The organism is Archangium primigenium (genome assembly GCF_016904885.1).
GTDB lineage: Bacteria > Myxococcota > Myxococcia > Myxococcales > Myxococcaceae > Cystobacter > Cystobacter primigenius.
On sequence record NZ_JADWYI010000001.1, the window covers coordinates 5,289,473 to 5,304,719 of the forward strand.

Consider the following 15,247-nt stretch of genomic DNA (forward strand, 5'->3'; position numbering starts at 1 on the left):
CCGAGTCTAGCGGGCGGACGGCGGTTGCATCGGCAGATCGATGGTGAAGGTGGCCCCCTGGCCAGGGCCCGGGCTGTCGCAGGTGAGGGTGCCGTCCATCTCGAGGGCGGCCAGGGCGCTCGTGTGCAGCCCGAAGCCATGGCCGTCCTTCTTGGTGGTGAAGCCCTGGGTGAAGATGCGCGGCAGGTGCTCCCGGGAGATGCCGGGGCCGTTGTCGGTCACCTGGATGAGCAGCCGCTCCTCGGGCCGCGCGGCGATGCGCACGGTGAGTCGTTTGTCGGAGCGGGGCGTGTCGAGCAAGGCCTGGCGCGCGTTGCTCAGTAGGTTGAGCACGATCTGCAACAGCTTGTGCCGGTCCAGCATGACCTCGGGCAGCGCGTCGTACTGGCGCCGGATCTCCACGCCCGCGCGCTCGAGGGGCAGGGCGTGCAGGCGCAGGGCATCGTCGATGAGCTGGGTCACCGACACCCGCTCCACCGGGGCGGACACGCGCGCGTGCTGCTGCTGGGTGCTGATGATGGACTTCACGTGCTCCAGCGCGTGGGCGAGCGTGTCCTGCTCGGCCAAGAGGGCGCGCTGCTCCTCGACGAGCTGGCTCGACACGGCGACGAGGTAGGCGGGCAACTGCTGGCCCCGAGGATCCCGCTCCAGGAACGCGGCGAGCGAGCCCCGGTGCGCGTGCAGCAACTCCACGGCGCGCGCCAGGCCCCCCACGCGCGAGGCGCGCAGCCGCTCGGTGACCAGGTGCACGGAGACGTTGACGCTGTTGAGCGTGTTGCCCACGTTGTGCAGCAGGCCGGTGATCGCCTCGGCCATGCCCGCCTTGCGCGAGACGTCCAGCAGGGTGCGATGCACCTCGGACAGCTTGGCCTCCGCCACCTTGCGCTCGGTGATGTTGCGGGCGAAGAGCGTGAGGCCCAGGGGCTGGCTATCCTCGCCGAACATGGGCTTGAAGGAGACCTCCACCGTCTCGTGCCGGCCGTCCGCGTGCACGAAGGTGTCCTCGCGGCGCACGCCCCGGCCACTGAACGACTGGGCCATCATCCGGCCCAGCGCGGCGAGCTTCGCACTGCCCCGGGGAAAGAGCGGCTCGCCCGGTACGGGCTCCCGGCCCTCGCGGATCCGATAGGCCTTGCGCATCGCCGAGTTGACGACGAGCACCCGGCCCTCCACGTCGAGCGAGCACACCAGATCATCCGTGTTCTCGATGAGGGTGTGCAGCTTGTGCTCGCTCTCGCGCAGGGTGCGCAGGGCCTGCTCGCGCGCCTGATGGGCCTTGCGCCGGGCCGAGGAGTGCAGCCAGCTCACCACCCACAGGCACCCCATGCAGAAGGCCGCCGAGACGTTCATCATCCACAGGCGCACGGCCTCCGGCCCCCGCAGGTCCCCCCACAGCGTGAAGCGCAAGGGGTGGATGACGGCGATGAACAGCGCCACGGGCAGGGTGATGAGGAGCCCGGCGCGCGGGCCGATGAGATAGACGGACAGCGCGGGCAAGAGGGTGATGGCCGCGTGGGAGGCGGACGCGGACCACTGGCTGGTGGACAGGGTGAACACCAGCATCGCCGCCATGGTCGCGCAGACGAGCGTCGCCGAGGCGTCCAGCGTGGACCTGTGGCGCAGCAGTCCCAGGGCGACGCCATTGGCGGCCAGCGACATGAGGATCACCGGGCCATGGACCCACGGCTGGGGGCTGACGGGCAGGAACAGCAGGATCATCCCGTCGAACAGCATCAGCACGAGGGTGATGACGATGAGCAGTCGCGCGCGGCCCATCTCCTCGGGCGGCACCCGCTTGAGCTCGGGCGACAGGAAGCCGTCCATCCAACGCCACGGCGATTGAGCGGTCTCCGGCATGTGTCGTTCCCGTGCCTGGCCCGGACCGCTCCGGGTCCTGGGGTGCGCGCTGTATCTGTATAGGATAGGGGGGCAAGTGCTGTATACGAGGGCCATGCAGCTCGCCATTCCCCAGGCTCCCCGTCCGGTCCCCCTCACGCGTGTCCCCGGCGCCGTGTTCCGGCTCGTCCAGGTGGTGATCGTGGGCCTCGCGCTGATGGCCCTGGTCGTCGCGGGCACCTGGGTGGTGGGCCGCTTCCTGGTGGAGGAGCGCACCTTCCTCGCGCGGGCGCAGGAGGTCGAGGGCCAGCTCATGGCCTCCACGCTGCCGCCCAAGGACGAGCGCGAGGGCGCCGAGGCCCGGCTGGAGGTCATCTACTCGGTGGGCAAGGTGCAATACTCCGCCGCGGGCGTCCGCACGCGCGCCGAGTACGCCGAGGGAATCGGCCGCGGGGCCCGGGTGCTGCTCCTGGTGGATCCCCACGCCCCGGACCGGCCCCGCGAGGCGGGCTACGTGCGCGAGCGCGCCCTGGGCCTGGGCCTGGTGCCCTGGGGGCTCGGACTCGGGGCGCTCGCCGCCGTGAGCCTCTTCGCCTGGGAGCTGCGGCGCACGCTGCGCGCCGAGCTGGCGCCCCTGCGCAAGGGCATGCTCGTGTGGCTCACCCCCGAGCAGCCCCTGGAGGAGTCGACCCGGGAGCGCTACTTCCCCGCCACCTACTTCAAGCAGGACCAGAAGCACTCCGTGCGGGCGCGCCTGGGGCCCCGCCGCGCCCCGGTGCGCAACGGCGACAAGGTCCTCGCCGCGGTGCTGTCCTCCCTGCCGGGGCAGGCCCGCGTCATCGACGAGGAGCTGGCCCGGCGCCTGGGGTGGGTGCGCTAGCGACTTCCGGGCCGGGCAAAAAATTGCTGGGGGTGGGGGGCCGTGACACACGTCTGTAGCCCTCGCCCTCGCCCGGAGGACCCGTGTCCATGCGCTCCCACCTCGCTCCGCTTCTGGCCCTGTTGCTGCCGCTCTCCGCCCAGGCCCGGAAGGATCCCGCCGAGGCCGCCTACCAGGACGCGCGCCGGTCCTATTACGTCCTCAAGGACGACGCCGCGCGCCGCAAGCTGCGCCACCACTGGCTCAACGTGGTCCACAAGTTCGAGGCCGTGGCCCAGCAGCACCCCAAGAGCCCCCGCGCTCCGGACGCGCTGTACACCGCCGCGGATCTGCTCCACTCGCTCAGCCGCATCTCCTTCGTGGCCGAGGATCAGCAGGCCGCCATCGCCGACTACACCCGCCTGGTGGAGGGCCACCCGCGCCACCGGCTCGCCGATGACGCCGCGGCGGTGCTCGCGCGCATCTACTTCGAGCGGCTGGATCAGCCCGAGTCAGCGCGCCGGGTCATCACCCAGATGCTCTCGGCCAACCCCAAGGGGGACCGGGTGCCCGAGCTCAAGTCGCTCCTGGCCTCGCTGCCCGCCAAGGCGCCGCCCCCGGCCTCGCCCGCGCGCGTCAAGCCGCCGGTGAGCCCGCCCGCGACCGCCGTGGCGTCCGCGCCCCCGCCGACCGTCATCAAGGTGGACCTGAGCAAGCCCGAGACGTCGGCGGCCGGGGCCTCGCCCTCGCTGCTCGACGCCATCAGCCAGCAGGGCCGCGCGCCCGCGCCGCGCGGCGAGACGCCCGTGACGCCGCCGGCCCCGACGCCCGCCGCCGAGGCCGTGGCGGTGGTGGAGACGCCCGTGGCGCCCGCGGTGGAGACGCCGCCCGCCGAGGTGAAGCCGGTGGAGACCCCGCGGCCCGTGGAGCCCAAGCCCGAGCCGAGGCCCGCGCCCGCCGAGGTCCTGGCGGCGAACAAGCCCGTCACCGCGCCGGTGGACGAGCACATGGCCCAGGCGCGGCTCAAGGCCGTGGCCCGGGTGTCCAACAAGGCGGAGCTGACGCTCGCCGAGCAGCTGGGGCTCAAGGTGCGCCGGGTCGTCATCGACGCGGGCCACGGCGGCCACGACACGGGCGCCATCGGCCGCAAGGGCACCCGGGAGAAGGACGTGACGCTGGCCATCTCCCGCAAGCTCGCGCAGCAGCTGCGCGAGCAGGGCATGGAGGTGCTGCTCACGCGCGACGAGGATCGCTACCTCAAGCTGGAGGAGCGCGCCCACGTGGCCAACGAGGCGCGGGGCGACCTGTTCATCTCCATCCACTGCAACGCGGCCGAGAGCGGCAAGCTGCGCGGCATCGAGACGTACACGCTCAACACCTCGGCGGACCGCTACTCCATCCGCCTGGCGGCGCGCGAGAACGCCATGTCCGAGAAGGGCATCAGCGACCTGCAGTTCATCCTCGCGGACCTGGCCACCAAGGCCAACACCAGCGAGTCCACGCGGCTGGCCACCCAGGTGCAGAAGAACCTGGTGGGCCACCTGTCCTCGCACTACTCGGACGTGAAGAACCTGGGCACCAAGGAGGCGCTGTTCTACGTGCTGCTCGGCGCCAAGATGCCGGCCATCCTCGTGGAGACGGCCTTCCTGTCGCACGCCGAGGAGGAGAAGCGCCTGGCCTCGGAGGCGTACCAGGACGAGGTGGCCAAGGCGATCGCCCAGGGCGTGCTGGGCTTCGTGGGCGGCCGCGGCCCCGTGGCCAAGGCCCCCTGAGACGTCAGACCGGCGTGGGGCGCTCGGGCAGGAGCATCCGCAGCAGCTCCGCCTCGCGCTCCCAGTCACCCGCCTCCGCGTTGTGCCAGAACGGCCCGGTGAAGAGCACCCCCCGGGCTCCCTGAATGCACCAGCGCAGCTCCGCCCACGTGCGGGTGGGGCGCTCGGTCTGGAGGCAGTCCTTCACCGTCTGGACGGGGAGCCCGAGGAACCGGGACGCGAGCCGCAGCCGCGTGTCCCACCAGAGCGTGTCCTCGGGCCGCTCCTCGATGAGCAGCACGCGCGCCTCGGGCATCGCCGCGAGCAGATCGCCCAGGAAGGCCTCGCGCTGCGCCACGGGCGGGCCGTCGACGAGGGCAGACGCGTGTTCGGGGACCGTGGCCTGGTCGAGCAGATAGACTTCATCGAACAGGTGCGGCGCGGTGTTGCCCATGACGTGCTTGGGCTGGAGCCACTCCCGGGCGGTGCCTTCGCCCCAGGCGAGCGCGAGCAGGCCCGCGATCCGACCCCAGGAGCTGCCCGACGGCGCCCGGTAGTAGTCATTGGGGTAGCGCTGGAAGGGGACCTCGCTCCAGGCGGGAATCCCCAGGGCCTCCGCCGCGAGTTGCACGGGCGCCTCCACGAGCCAGAGGGCCTGGAGCAGCAAGGCCTCGAGCAAGAACTCCGGGCTGTCCAGGCCGTAGTGGGGGCCGGTGGTGAGCACCACCACGGGCGCCCGGGGATTGCCCAGCCCCACCGACCAGGGGTTGAGCAGCTCCAGATGGCCCCCGCCGCGAGCGAAGGGCGCCTGGGGAATCTGGAGGTCCTGGGCGGACAGGTGGCCGGTCCGAAAGACGCGCTCCAGGGCCTGGGACACGGCGCGTGCCACCTCCCGAAACGCCAGGTCCTGGGGGGACCGGGAGGCGTGACGGCTCCGCTCCTGGAGGTGCGCCGAGTACCGACGGGCACCGGCCTCGACCACGGAGAGATACGAGGGCCCGCGTCCGCCATCCATGCGCGGACGATAGGGGATTTGTCGTCTCGGCAGGGCACCCCGCCGGAGGGGCGAGCAGGTAGGCGGGGAATCCCTGGAATGTCAGATATCAGGCCTACACTCGAAGTACATGCCCCCACACATTCGACTCCGAATCACTGGAGCCGCCCTGGAGGGCGGTGCAGCGGAGGGTGGAAGCCATGCCGAGTGGGCTGCGGAGCTGGGGATGTGTCCTGGGGTTGCTGGCGGTGGCGTGCGGTTCGGGCTCGGAGCCCGAGATGGCGAACAAGGCGCCGGTGGCCCCTGAAGAGGTGCCCGCGGTGCCGGAGCAGTCCGACGCCAAGGTCCTGTTTCGCTGGAGCGAGATCCTGCCCGGCTCGCAGTGCGCGGCGGGTGGCACGACGGTCGAGTCCGGCGCGGACGTGGACGCCAACGGCACGCTGGACGATGCCGAGGTGACGCAGACCTCGTCCTCCTGCCACGGCACCATCCACACCGAGGCGGTGGCGGGAAGCCAGGTGCTCCTGCGGCTCGATCCCGAGCCCATCGGCACGCAATGCACCTACGGAGGCACCAAGGTGCGCAATGGCCTCGACGACAACGGCAACGGAGTGTTGGAGGAGGACGAGGTCGTGCAGACCCAGTTCGTCTGTTCCTCCGTCCCACCCTATCCGAGCAACTGGGCGGCCTCGTCTCTGTATGGAATCCCTTCAGGAACGCTCCCTGTCGGTGTCTGGCACCCCACGGGCAGGAAGACCACGATCTTCAAGGTGAATTCAGCCTCTCGATTGAAGATCACGGTGTCGGACAACTTCGCGACCGGCATTTCAACCAATGGAGGCCAAGGGACCTACGAAGTCAGGATGAACGGCGGCAGGATGACGCCCGCGTGCTACCAAGCCCAGTACAGTTGGAATGCCTCCGGCTGGGCGAACAACTACCAGTTTCCTTTTTCGACCGTCTGCCTCACGGATGTGCTTCCAGCGGGATTGTATGAATTCGACACGTGGGCCCAGGCGCATGTGGGTCAGGCAGTAGTTGGCAATGGCGTGAGCCAGCCCCTTCTCCTCGTGGAGGAACTCCAGCCCACCAGCAATTACGGGCACTCACAGACAGGAGCTGCCTTCTCGACGACGAGCACGTCGTTCCAGCGCGCCTCTGGTCGAACAGTTTTTTTCACCAAGCAGAGCCCAGGGACATTGCTCAAGGTGACTCTCGCGGACACCCTTAGCGTCGGGTACAAGCAGAACGGAGGCTTGGGCACCGTCATGGTCCGATTGGACGACGTCGATACGTCGTGCGTCACCGGCAAGTACGATGCGCAAGGGACAGGTGGAAACCTTATTCATCCTTTTGTCATGACCTGTGTGTTGCCCAATGTTTCTACGGGTAGTCATAACCTCAGTGTCTGGGCCAGAGCGGACTCGGGTGGCGCGATCCAACTGGGATGGGGCCGGTCCGCTCCACTCCTCATGGTGGAGGAACTGATCAACCAAAATATCTCTTACACTACCGCGTCTGGGGTAAGTGGCGAGATTGGCGGCGCCTGGTCAGGCGTTGGCGGAGGCCGGTGGCTGAGCCACACCGTGACATCTCCCGAGAAGACGTTGAGGGTGACGTACTCGGATACCTTCCGATCCGCGCTGGGATGTAATGGCCGATGGGGCTACTTCCAACTCTATGTCGACAACCAGCCGGTGGGATGTGGCAATGGCCAGTTCGCGTACAACGCAGAGGCCAACCAGAACCATTATCACCCCATCAATCAGGTGTGCCTGGTGAAGAATTTGCCTCCAGGGCCCCATACCTTCTCCATCTGGTCGACGACGCGCTATGACGGAGACGGAACGATCTGTGGCACCAACTATTTTGGATGGCTCCGGGGCCAGTCCCTGCTGATGCTGGAAGAGCTGCCGTAGTCCCGTACCCGGCCCCGAGCGCCAGCCTCCAGGACTGAACGTCCCCGAGGAACTGGCGCTTGGGGCCTCGCCGTTCCTGGGACATGGTCGCGGGGCCATGAGCCTTCCGCCCGTCCCGCCGCCGCCGCCGGCGACCCACCGTGAAACCCTCGGCTCGCTGCCCGTGTTCACCCCGGGCGGGCCCGAGACCCGGCGGACCCGGGCCCGGGAGTTCCTGCGCGAGGCCCGCGCCCATGCCGAGGCCTTCCACCGGGGCGGCGCCGCGGGCCTCTCCACCAGCCGTCTGCTCGCCGCCGCCACCGACGCGCTCGTCCAGGGCCTCTTCACCGAGCTGTCCGCCGAGCTTCAGGCGCCCCCGGGCCTCGCGCTCGCCGCCCTGGGCTCCTATGGCCGCCGGGAGCTGTCCCCTCACTCGGACCTGGATCTGCTCCTGCTCAGGCCCTGGTCCGTCCCCGAGGCCGCCGCCGCGCCGCTCGCCCAGGCCTTCTCCACGCTCCTGTGGGACATCAAGTGCGCCGTGGGCTGGAGCACCCGCTCGCCCGAGGAGTGTCTGCGCGCCGCCGACGAGGACCAGACCATCCGCACCGCGCTGCTCGATGCGCGCTTCGTCGCCGGGGACGCCACCGCCTGTGATGTCTTCAACCGCGACGTGCTGCCGGATCTGCTCTCGCACCAGGCCGACACGTACATCCAGGAGAAGGCCCGGGAGCTGCGCGCCCGCCGCGAGAAGTTCGGTGACTCCGTCTTCCTGCTCGAGCCCAACATCAAGCAAGGGGAGGGGGGTCTGCGCGATCTAGAGACCGCGCTGTGGATCGCCCGGGTGCGCTTCCATGCCCGGGGTCTCACCGGACTGCTCCAGCAGTCGCTCCTGCCCGCCGCCGAGGTGGCCCGGCTCAAGGCCGCGCGCGATTTCCTCCTGCGCATCCGCCACCACCTGCACTTCCTGCGCGGGCGCAAGGAGGACCGGCTCACGTTCGATCTCCAGGAGGAGGTGGCGCGCTTCCTCGGCTACCCCGAGGGCCCCGTGCTGCCCGTGGAGGCCTTCATGCGCGACGACTACCTCGCCGCGAGCGCCATCCGCCAGGCCGTGGACGCGCTCATCATCCGGTGCGAGGAGTTGAGCGCCGCGCGCCGCTCGACCCGCTTCTCCGAGCAGCCGCTCGGGCCGTTCCAGGCCCTCCACGGCAAGCTCACCCTGGCGGACCCGGGCCGCTTCACCCGCGAGCCCGCCACGCTGCTCGACTTCATGCGCACCGCCGAGGAGCACGGCCTGCCCTTGCACTCCGAGGCCCGCGTCCAGGCCTCCCTGGCCGTGCCCGCGCTCGAGGCCGCGCGCGCCACGCCCGCCGTGCTCGCCGCCTTCCGCGCCTTCTTCGCCCGGCCCGGCACCCGGGGCGAGCGCCTCTTCGAGCTGCATGATCTGGGCCTGCTCGGTGCGGTGGTGCCCGAGTTCGGCCGCGTCACCGCGCACCACCAACACGACCTGTACCATGTGTACACCGTGGACGTGCACACGCTGTTCGCCCTGCGCCGACTCTACACGCTGCGCGCCGGAGAGCTCGTGGAGACCGAGCCGGAGCTGTCCCGCGAGATGCGCGAGCTGACGGATCCCTTCCCGCTCTACCTCGGCATGCTCCTGCACGACGCGGGCAAGGGCATGGGGGGCGATCACTCGGAGAAGGGCCGGGTGCTCATGGTGGCGCTCGGCGAGCGGCTGGGCCTGACCGCGCGGCAGCGCGAGGTGGCCGAGTTCCTCGTCCTGGAGCACCTGACGATGAGCCACACCGCGCAGCGGCGCGACCTGAGTGATCCCGCGCTCATCGCGGACTTCGCCCGGCGGGTGGGGGACGTGGAGAAGCTCACCTGCCTCTACCTGCTCACCTGGGCGGACATCAGCTCGGTGGGGCCGCGCATGTGGACGGCGTGGAAGGCGCAGCTCCTGCGCGAGCTGTATGACAAGACCCGCGCCCACCTGCTCGGCCGCGAGCCCATGGGAGGGCGCCAAGTGCGCGAGCGCTTCCACGCCCGATGGGCCCAGGTGTCCGGTGAGGCCCGGGCGCGGGAGCTCGCGGAGGTGATGCCCGAGCGCTACTTCCTGGGCACGGATCCCGCGCGCGCCGTGCTCCACGGACGGCTCCTGGCCCGGGCCCGGCGTCAGCCCCTGGCCGCCGCCCTGCGCCACCACCCGGACGCGGGCTCGAGCGAGCTCACCCTCGCGGCCCCGGACAGGCCCGGTCTGCTCGCGCTGCTCGCCGGGGTGCTGTCCGTGCACCGCATCGACATCCTCTCCGCGCGCATCGTCTCCACGGCGGATGGGCTCGCCCTGGATGTCTTCGACGTGCGTCCGCCCCAGGGGCCGCGCCTGGATCGCCCGCGCTGGCGCCAGGCCCGGGCGGATCTCCTGCGGGTGCTCCGGGGCGACCTGACCCTGGAGGCGCTGATGAACCGCCGCCGTCCGGGCGCGCTGCCCAAGCGGCACCTGCCGCCCGTGTCCCCGCGCATCACCCTGGACAACCGCGCCTCGCGCGACTTCACCGTGGTGGACGTGGTGGCGTTGGATCAGGTGGGCCTGTTGCATGCCCTGGCCTCGGCGCTCACCCGCTCGGGCGCGAGCATCGCCCTGGCCAAGGTGTCCACCGAGGCCCACCGCGCCATGGACTCGTTCTACGTCACCCAGGCGGGCGCGCGGCTGGAGGCGCCCGCGGAGCAGGCGGCGCTCGTGGCCACGCTCACCGAGGCGGTGGACGCGCTCGCGTCACGCTGAGGCTCACGGCGCGGGCGGCGGCGTGTCCTGGACGGCCGAGAGCACGGGCACCGGGGTCACCGCCACGCGGGGCGGCACGGGCGCCGGGGCGGGTTCCCCTTCGTCTTCGGGCGCCTGGTTGATCTCCTGGAAGATGCGGCGGCCGAGCACCGCGCCCAGCACGAGCGAAATCACCATGCCCACGCCCGAGGCCACCGTCGTCCAGGTGCGGCCCTGGGCGAGCCCGCTGCCGAACGAGGCGGTGAGCAGGGTGCCGGGGACGGTGCCGATGAGCACGCCGAGCACCACCGGCCAGAAGCGCGCCCCGGAGGCCGCCGCGGCGATGATCATCACGTCGGTGGGCAAGAGCGGATTGATACAGGTGAGCAGGGCGAACTTGAAGCCGTGCTTGCGCGCCGCGCGGGTGATGGCCGGGTAGCGCGGGCCCGCCAGGCGGCGCATCAAGCGCGTGCCCAGTCGGCGGGCCAGCAGGAAGAGGAGCGCCGAGGAGAGGAAGCTGCCAATCAGGCAATAGAGCGACGCCGCGGGGCCGCCGAAGACCATGCCGCCCACGGCGGTGAAGAGCTGGCCCGGCAGCAGCACGAGGGGCCGCAGGGCCAGGGCGAGCACGAAGAAGGCGGGAGCCCAGGGGCCGAGCGGCTTGAGGAATGCGCGCAGCTCTTCCTGGTTGACCACATCGGGACCGAGCAGGCGCAGCGTGGTCAGTCCCAGGACCGACAGCAGCACCGGCGCCAACACCTTGAGCCAGACCTTGCCCCGACCCTGCCCACCGTCCGCCACGCCTACCTCCCCGCCGTGATCGCCGGGAAAAGTGCGACATCTATCGGGAATCGGCAACGCGACCTGGTGTGTTGTGAACAATGAAGCATCCGGGCGGGCAGGCCGTAGTCTCGCACGCACGGACAGCATTTTGTCCCAACCTCCCGGAATCATTGGGGTTTTGGGGGTGTTTCAGGGGGTGTGAACGGTTGCCGGAGTACAGAGCTTGCTTGCATCGGGGCGCCTCCGTCCCAAGGTTTCAAGCAAGGAGCACCCTCGTGGGGACGGGGAGAACGCAGGAGGAGACCGACATGCAACAGGACAAAGACAACAAGGGCAGCATGACCGTGGCTGAGGCGGGGCGTAAGGGTGGCGAGACGGTGCGCAACGAGCGCGGCCGCGAGTTCTACGAGACCATCGGCCGCAAGGGCGGCGCGACGGTGAAGGCCGAGCGCGGCCGCTCGTTCTACGAGGAGATCGGCCGCAAGGGCGGCGAGACCGTGAAGGCCGAGCGCGGCGCCAAGTTCTACGAGGAGATCGGCAAGAAGGGCGGCGATCGGGTGAAGGCGACCCGCGGGCCGAACTTCTACGAGGAGATTGGCCGCAAGGGTGGGCAGAAGGTGAAGAAGCTCATCGAGGAGGGCAAGCGCGCGGCCCGCGCGGCCATGGAGGCCCAGCAGCAGGGTGGTGCCGCCACCGCGGCCGCCGCGCCCGCCACGCCCGCGGCGAGCACCGAGGAGCAGGCCCCGGCCGCCGCCACGCCCGAGCCGGGCACGCCCGACACGGGCCGCACGGAGTAAGCGTGACGTGGGAGGGGGGACCGGGTAGACATCCGGGCCGTGTACCTCCTGATCACGCTACTGGACCATGTGGACCAGCCTGAACGCGCCATCCGGCGGCTGCGGGAGTTTGGAATTCCCGAGCCGCTGGTCGTTCGGGCCCGGAGTGCCGAGGCCACGCTGTCGGCCGAGGTGCCCGTCTTCGCCGGCCTGCGCGGACTCGTGCTGGGCGCGGACGAGGACCGGCTGATTTTCTTGAGTGTGCTGGACACGGGCTCCGCCGAGGAGGTGGAGCGGCTGGTGAGCCGGGTCCAGTTGGAGATGGACGCGGATGACCCACCCATGGGCCGCCTGGTGGCCCTGCCGGTGATCGGCGCCCCCCTGCATCGGCGGGGGTGACGGCGCGCGTCCGGCGGTGTAAGCACCCGAGCCGTGCAGGCGTTGCTCGTCCTACTCGCCATCGCGGCGCTCTCGCTGCTGGCCTCTGACCGACGGGTGTTGGACCCGGGCCGCTCGGCGGCGCTGGCCCAGCTCGCCGCCAGTGGTCTGCTCTTCCTCGCCCTGGGGGCGCTGGTGGGGCCGGACGCGCTGCGCATCTTCTCCCCGAAGGATCTGGTGGCCATGCAGCCCCTGCTGGCGCTCGGGCTGGGCGTGGCCGGGGTGAGCGTGGGGCTCAACCTGGAGCCCCGGCTCCTGCGGATGCTGCCGAAGGAAATCTACCTGGCGGCGCTCGCGCACTCGGGCACGGCCTTCCTGTGGGTGGCGCTCCCCCTGGCGGGGCCGTTGCTGTTCACCGCGGGGATGCCGGCCGGCGCGGTGGTGGGCGCGGTGGCGCTGCTGGGCGCGGCGGCGAGCCTGTCCTCGGGCCACTTCGCGGTGCTGGGCTACCGCACCGGGCGCATGGAGCGGCACCGGGGCCTGTCCGTGGCGCTGCTCACCATGCTGGACGACGTGGTGGGCCTGGGCGTGCTGATGATCGCGCTGTCCTTCGGGACCGCGGCGCTGCCGTGGGAGGGCTTGGGGCTCGTGGTGCTCACGCTGCTCCTGGGCGCGGTGTGCGGCGCGCTGCTCGCCTTCCTCATGCACGGGCTGAGTGACCTGGGCGAGCTGATGGCGGTGCTGCTCGGCGGGGTGGCGCTCGTGTCGGGGGCGGCGGCCTACCTGCGGATGTCCACGCTGTTGGCGGGCGTGGCGTGTGGGGCCACGCTCATCTGGGTGGGCGGCCGCGCGGTGCATCAGGCGGCGCGCGTGCTCGGGCGCTTCGAGCGGCCGGCGTATCTGCTGCTCATCTTCCTGGTGGGCGTGCACGTGCACACGCGCGACCTGATGGCGTGGGCCCTGCTGCCCGCGTACCTGGGCCTGCGCTTCCTCGGGAAGATCCTGGGGGGGGCGCTCGCCCAGCGGGTGGCGGGCCACCGGCTGTCCCTGCCGCCCCGGTTGGGCTACGCGCTCATCCCCCAGGGCGGGCTCGCGCTGTGCCTGGTGGCCGAGTACCTCGTGCTGGTGCCGGGCTCCCTGTCGCAGCGGGTGTTCGACGTGGTGGTGGCGGGGGCGATCATCAACGAGCTCCTGGGCAACCGGGCCTTCCAACGGGTGCTCACGCCGCCGTCCCATGGGCGGCGGGGCTGGGAGGGCACACCATGAGGGCGGTGCTGCTGCGGCTGCTGCTCTTGCTGGTGCTGCTCGCGGTCATCGCGCGGGCGCAGGTGTGGCGCGTGGACACGGGCACGTCGGTGGCGCTCGCCGCCGGGGCGCTGCTGTTGTGTGGCCTGTTCGCGGGCAAGGTGGCCAAGGGCGTGGGGCTGCCCCGGCTCACGGGCTACCTGCTGGTGGGCGTGGCGGTGGGGCCCTACGCGCTGGGCTTCATCCCCGGCGCGGGCGTCAAGGGGCTGGAGCTGGTCAAGGGGCTCGCGGTGAGCCTCATCGCGCTGGTGGCGGGCACGGAGTTGCAGTGGGGGCTCATCCGCCGGGTGGGCGTGAAGGTGGCCACCCTGTGCTGCCTGGTGTGCGGGGTGACGTTCGTCGTCATCTGCGCGGCGCTCTTCTCGCTCAAGCCGTGGCTGCCGTTCCTCGCGCCCATGACGACGGGGCAGGCGCTCGCGGTGAGCGCGCTGGTGTCCATGGTGGTGGTGTCCTTCTCGCCCACGGTCACCATCGCCATCGTGCAGGAGACGAGCGCCCGGGGCTCCTTCACCGAATTCCTCATGGCCCTGGTCATCATCGGCGACCTGGTGGTCATGGTGGGCTTCGCCGTGGCGGCGGGCATCACCCGCGCGAGCTTCGGCGGGGGGCTGGACGTGGGCGGACTGGTGGGCGGCGTGGGCTGGGAGCTGTTCGGCTCGGTGGTGGTGGGGTGCGTGCTGGCGGTGTGCATGCTGCTGTACATGCGGCGCGTCAAGCGCGAGCTGCCCCTGTTCCTCGTGGGGCTGTGCTTCGCCTCCGCGGAGGCGGGCGCGCGCCTGCACCTCTCGCCGCTGCTCGTGTCGCTGGCGGCCGGGGCGCTCATCGTCAACCTGGACGAGCGCGAGGGCGAGCGCATCCACCACGCCATCCAGCGCGCGGGGCTGCCCATCTTCGCGCTGTTCTTCGCCGCGGCGGGCGCGGGGCTCAAGCTGGACGCGCTGGTGACGGTGGGCCCGGCGGCGCTGCTGCTCGTGGCCCTGCGCGCCGTGGCCATCTACGGCTCGTGCCGCCGCTTCGCGCCCCCGGACGATCCCCGCCTGCGCCAGTACCTGTGGATGGGGCTCATCTCCCAGGCGGGCGTGACGTTTGGCCTCGCGGCGCTCGTGAGCCGGACCTTCCCGGACTTCGGGGCCCAGGTGGAAGTCCTCATCGTGGCGATGATCACCGCCCACGAACTCATCGGTCCCGTGCTCACCCGGCGGGCCATCCAGCGCAGCGGCGAGTCCCATACGGACGACGCCCCGAACGTGGCGTAAGCGGAGACCCCCTACCATGGCGTCAGCGGCCCCCATCCTCGAGGTCAATGCCGAGCACCCCCAGCCCCGCCACGTGCAGCGGGCGGTGGAGGTGCTCTCGGGCGGGGGGCTCATCGCCTACCCGACGGACACCTACTACGGCCTGGCGTGCGACCTGGGCTCCAAGAAGGGCATCGAGCGGCTCTACCAGCTCAAGGGGCGCGATCGGAAGAAGCCCCTGTCCTTCCTGTGCCCGGACCTGTCGGACGTGGCCAAGTACGCGCACGTGAGCAACTTCGCCTACCGGACGATGAAGGGCCTGACGCCCGGGGCCTTCACCTTCATCCTCGAGGCCACGCGCCTGGTGCCCGAGGTGATGATGAGCAAGCAGAAGCAGGTGGGCATCCGGGTGCCGGACTCGGAGCTGGCGCGGGCGATCGCCGCGGGCCTGGGCCGGCCGCTCGTCACCACGTCCGCCACGGACGCGGAGGGCGAGCCCCTCACGGACGCCCGGAGCATCAAGGACGCGCTGGGCCACGGGTTGGATCTCATCCTGGACGCGGGCGTGACGCTGTTGGAGGCCAGCACCGTGGTGTCGCTCATCGGCGACCAGCTCGAGGTGCTGCGCCAGGGCAAGGGCGAGCTGGACTGAGGAGCGGCGGATGGAA

General features: G+C 70.9%; 12 protein-coding genes. 9 read left to right on the top strand and 3 right to left on the bottom strand.

The window, feature by feature from the left end; genetic code table 11:
* Positions 1-6: 6 nt before the first annotated feature.
* A complete protein-coding gene (locus I3V78_RS21720) occupies positions 7-1,857 on the bottom strand; it encodes a two-component system sensor histidine kinase NtrB (RefSeq protein ID WP_204490369.1) in 1,851 nt (616 codons plus the stop codon).
* A 76-nt stretch (positions 1,858-1,933) separates the two neighbouring features.
* Here I3V78_RS21720 and I3V78_RS21725 point away from each other — a divergent pair, with 76 nt between their 5' ends.
* Complete coding sequence (locus tag I3V78_RS21725) at positions 1,934-2,716, top strand: DUF3592 domain-containing protein (RefSeq protein ID WP_338023699.1); 783 nt, start codon at positions 1,934-1,936, stop codon at positions 2,714-2,716.
* Between the two features lie 89 nt (positions 2,717-2,805).
* On the top strand, positions 2,806-4,467 hold the full coding sequence (locus I3V78_RS21730; protein WP_204490370.1) for an N-acetylmuramoyl-L-alanine amidase: 1,662 nt from the start codon (positions 2,806-2,808) through the stop codon (positions 4,465-4,467).
* A gap of 4 nt (positions 4,468-4,471) precedes the next feature.
* On the opposite strand, the gene I3V78_RS21735 is transcribed toward I3V78_RS21730, so the two are convergent.
* Positions 4,472-5,323, bottom strand: coding sequence for a hypothetical protein (locus I3V78_RS21735; protein ID WP_204490371.1), 852 nt, complete (start codon positions 5,321-5,323; stop codon positions 4,472-4,474).
* 395 nt (positions 5,324-5,718) lie between these two features.
* Here I3V78_RS21735 and I3V78_RS21740 point away from each other — a divergent pair, with 395 nt between their 5' ends.
* Both I3V78_RS21740 and glnD read left to right on the top strand, forming a co-directional pair.
* A complete protein-coding gene (locus tag I3V78_RS21740; protein ID WP_204490372.1) occupies positions 5,719-7,359 on the top strand; it encodes a DUF7151 family protein in 1,641 nt (546 codons plus the stop codon).
* Between the two features lie 97 nt (positions 7,360-7,456).
* On the top strand, positions 7,457-10,123 hold the full coding sequence (glnD, locus tag I3V78_RS21745) for a [protein-PII] uridylyltransferase (protein WP_204490373.1): 2,667 nt from the start codon (positions 7,457-7,459) through the stop codon (positions 10,121-10,123).
* A gap of 3 nt (positions 10,124-10,126) precedes the next feature.
* Here the strand turns inward: glnD and I3V78_RS21750 are convergent, their stop codons facing one another.
* Positions 10,127-10,903, bottom strand: coding sequence for a TVP38/TMEM64 family protein (locus tag I3V78_RS21750; RefSeq protein WP_338023700.1), 777 nt, complete (start codon positions 10,901-10,903; stop codon positions 10,127-10,129).
* Positions 10,904-11,193: 290 nt separating this feature from the next.
* Here I3V78_RS21750 and I3V78_RS21755 point away from each other — a divergent pair, with 290 nt between their 5' ends.
* Genes I3V78_RS21755 through I3V78_RS21775 form a run of 5 tightly spaced genes read left to right on the top strand, consistent with a single transcriptional unit; the run spans position 11,194 to position 15,231 of the window.
* Positions 11,194-11,682 (top strand): general stress protein, encoded by a 489-nt coding sequence (locus I3V78_RS21755; protein WP_204490375.1) that lies wholly within the window; start codon positions 11,194-11,196, stop codon positions 11,680-11,682.
* Between the two features lie 39 nt (positions 11,683-11,721).
* Positions 11,722-12,060: a hypothetical protein gene (locus I3V78_RS21760; protein WP_204490376.1), complete on the top strand. Its 339-nt coding sequence runs from the start codon at positions 11,722-11,724 to the stop codon at positions 12,058-12,060.
* A gap of 33 nt (positions 12,061-12,093) precedes the next feature.
* On the top strand, positions 12,094-13,305 hold the full coding sequence (locus I3V78_RS21765) for a cation:proton antiporter (protein WP_204490377.1): 1,212 nt from the start codon (positions 12,094-12,096) through the stop codon (positions 13,303-13,305).
* The gene (locus I3V78_RS21770) at positions 13,302-14,600 is read left to right on the top strand and encodes a cation:proton antiporter (RefSeq protein WP_204490378.1); all 1,299 of its coding nucleotides are present in this window, start codon (positions 13,302-13,304) and stop codon (positions 14,598-14,600) included. Before I3V78_RS21765 ends, I3V78_RS21770 begins: the two co-directional genes overlap by 4 nt.
* A 16-nt stretch (positions 14,601-14,616) precedes the next feature.
* Positions 14,617-15,231 (top strand): L-threonylcarbamoyladenylate synthase, encoded by a 615-nt coding sequence (locus I3V78_RS21775; protein WP_204490379.1) that lies wholly within the window; start codon positions 14,617-14,619, stop codon positions 15,229-15,231.
* Positions 15,232-15,247: the final 16 nt, after the last annotated feature.

Excerpts from the sequence above, each read along its gene's own strand:
- I3V78_RS21720 (WP_204490369.1), bottom strand. The coding sequence starts at position 1,857 with ATGCCGGAGACCGCTCAATCGCCGTGGCGTTGGATGGACGGCTTCCTG.
- I3V78_RS21730 (WP_204490370.1), top strand. The coding sequence starts at position 2,806 with ATGCGCTCCCACCTCGCTCCGCTTCTGGCCCTGTTGCTGCCGCTCTCC.
- I3V78_RS21740 (WP_204490372.1), top strand. The coding sequence starts at position 5,719 with ATGGCGAACAAGGCGCCGGTGGCCCCTGAAGAGGTGCCCGCGGTGCCG.
- glnD (WP_204490373.1), top strand. The coding sequence starts at position 7,457 with ATGAGCCTTCCGCCCGTCCCGCCGCCGCCGCCGGCGACCCACCGTGAA.
- I3V78_RS21755 (WP_204490375.1), top strand. The coding sequence starts at position 11,194 with ATGCAACAGGACAAAGACAACAAGGGCAGCATGACCGTGGCTGAGGCG.
- I3V78_RS21770 (WP_204490378.1), top strand. The coding sequence starts at position 13,302 with ATGAGGGCGGTGCTGCTGCGGCTGCTGCTCTTGCTGGTGCTGCTCGCG.
- I3V78_RS21775 (WP_204490379.1), top strand. The coding sequence starts at position 14,617 with ATGGCGTCAGCGGCCCCCATCCTCGAGGTCAATGCCGAGCACCCCCAG.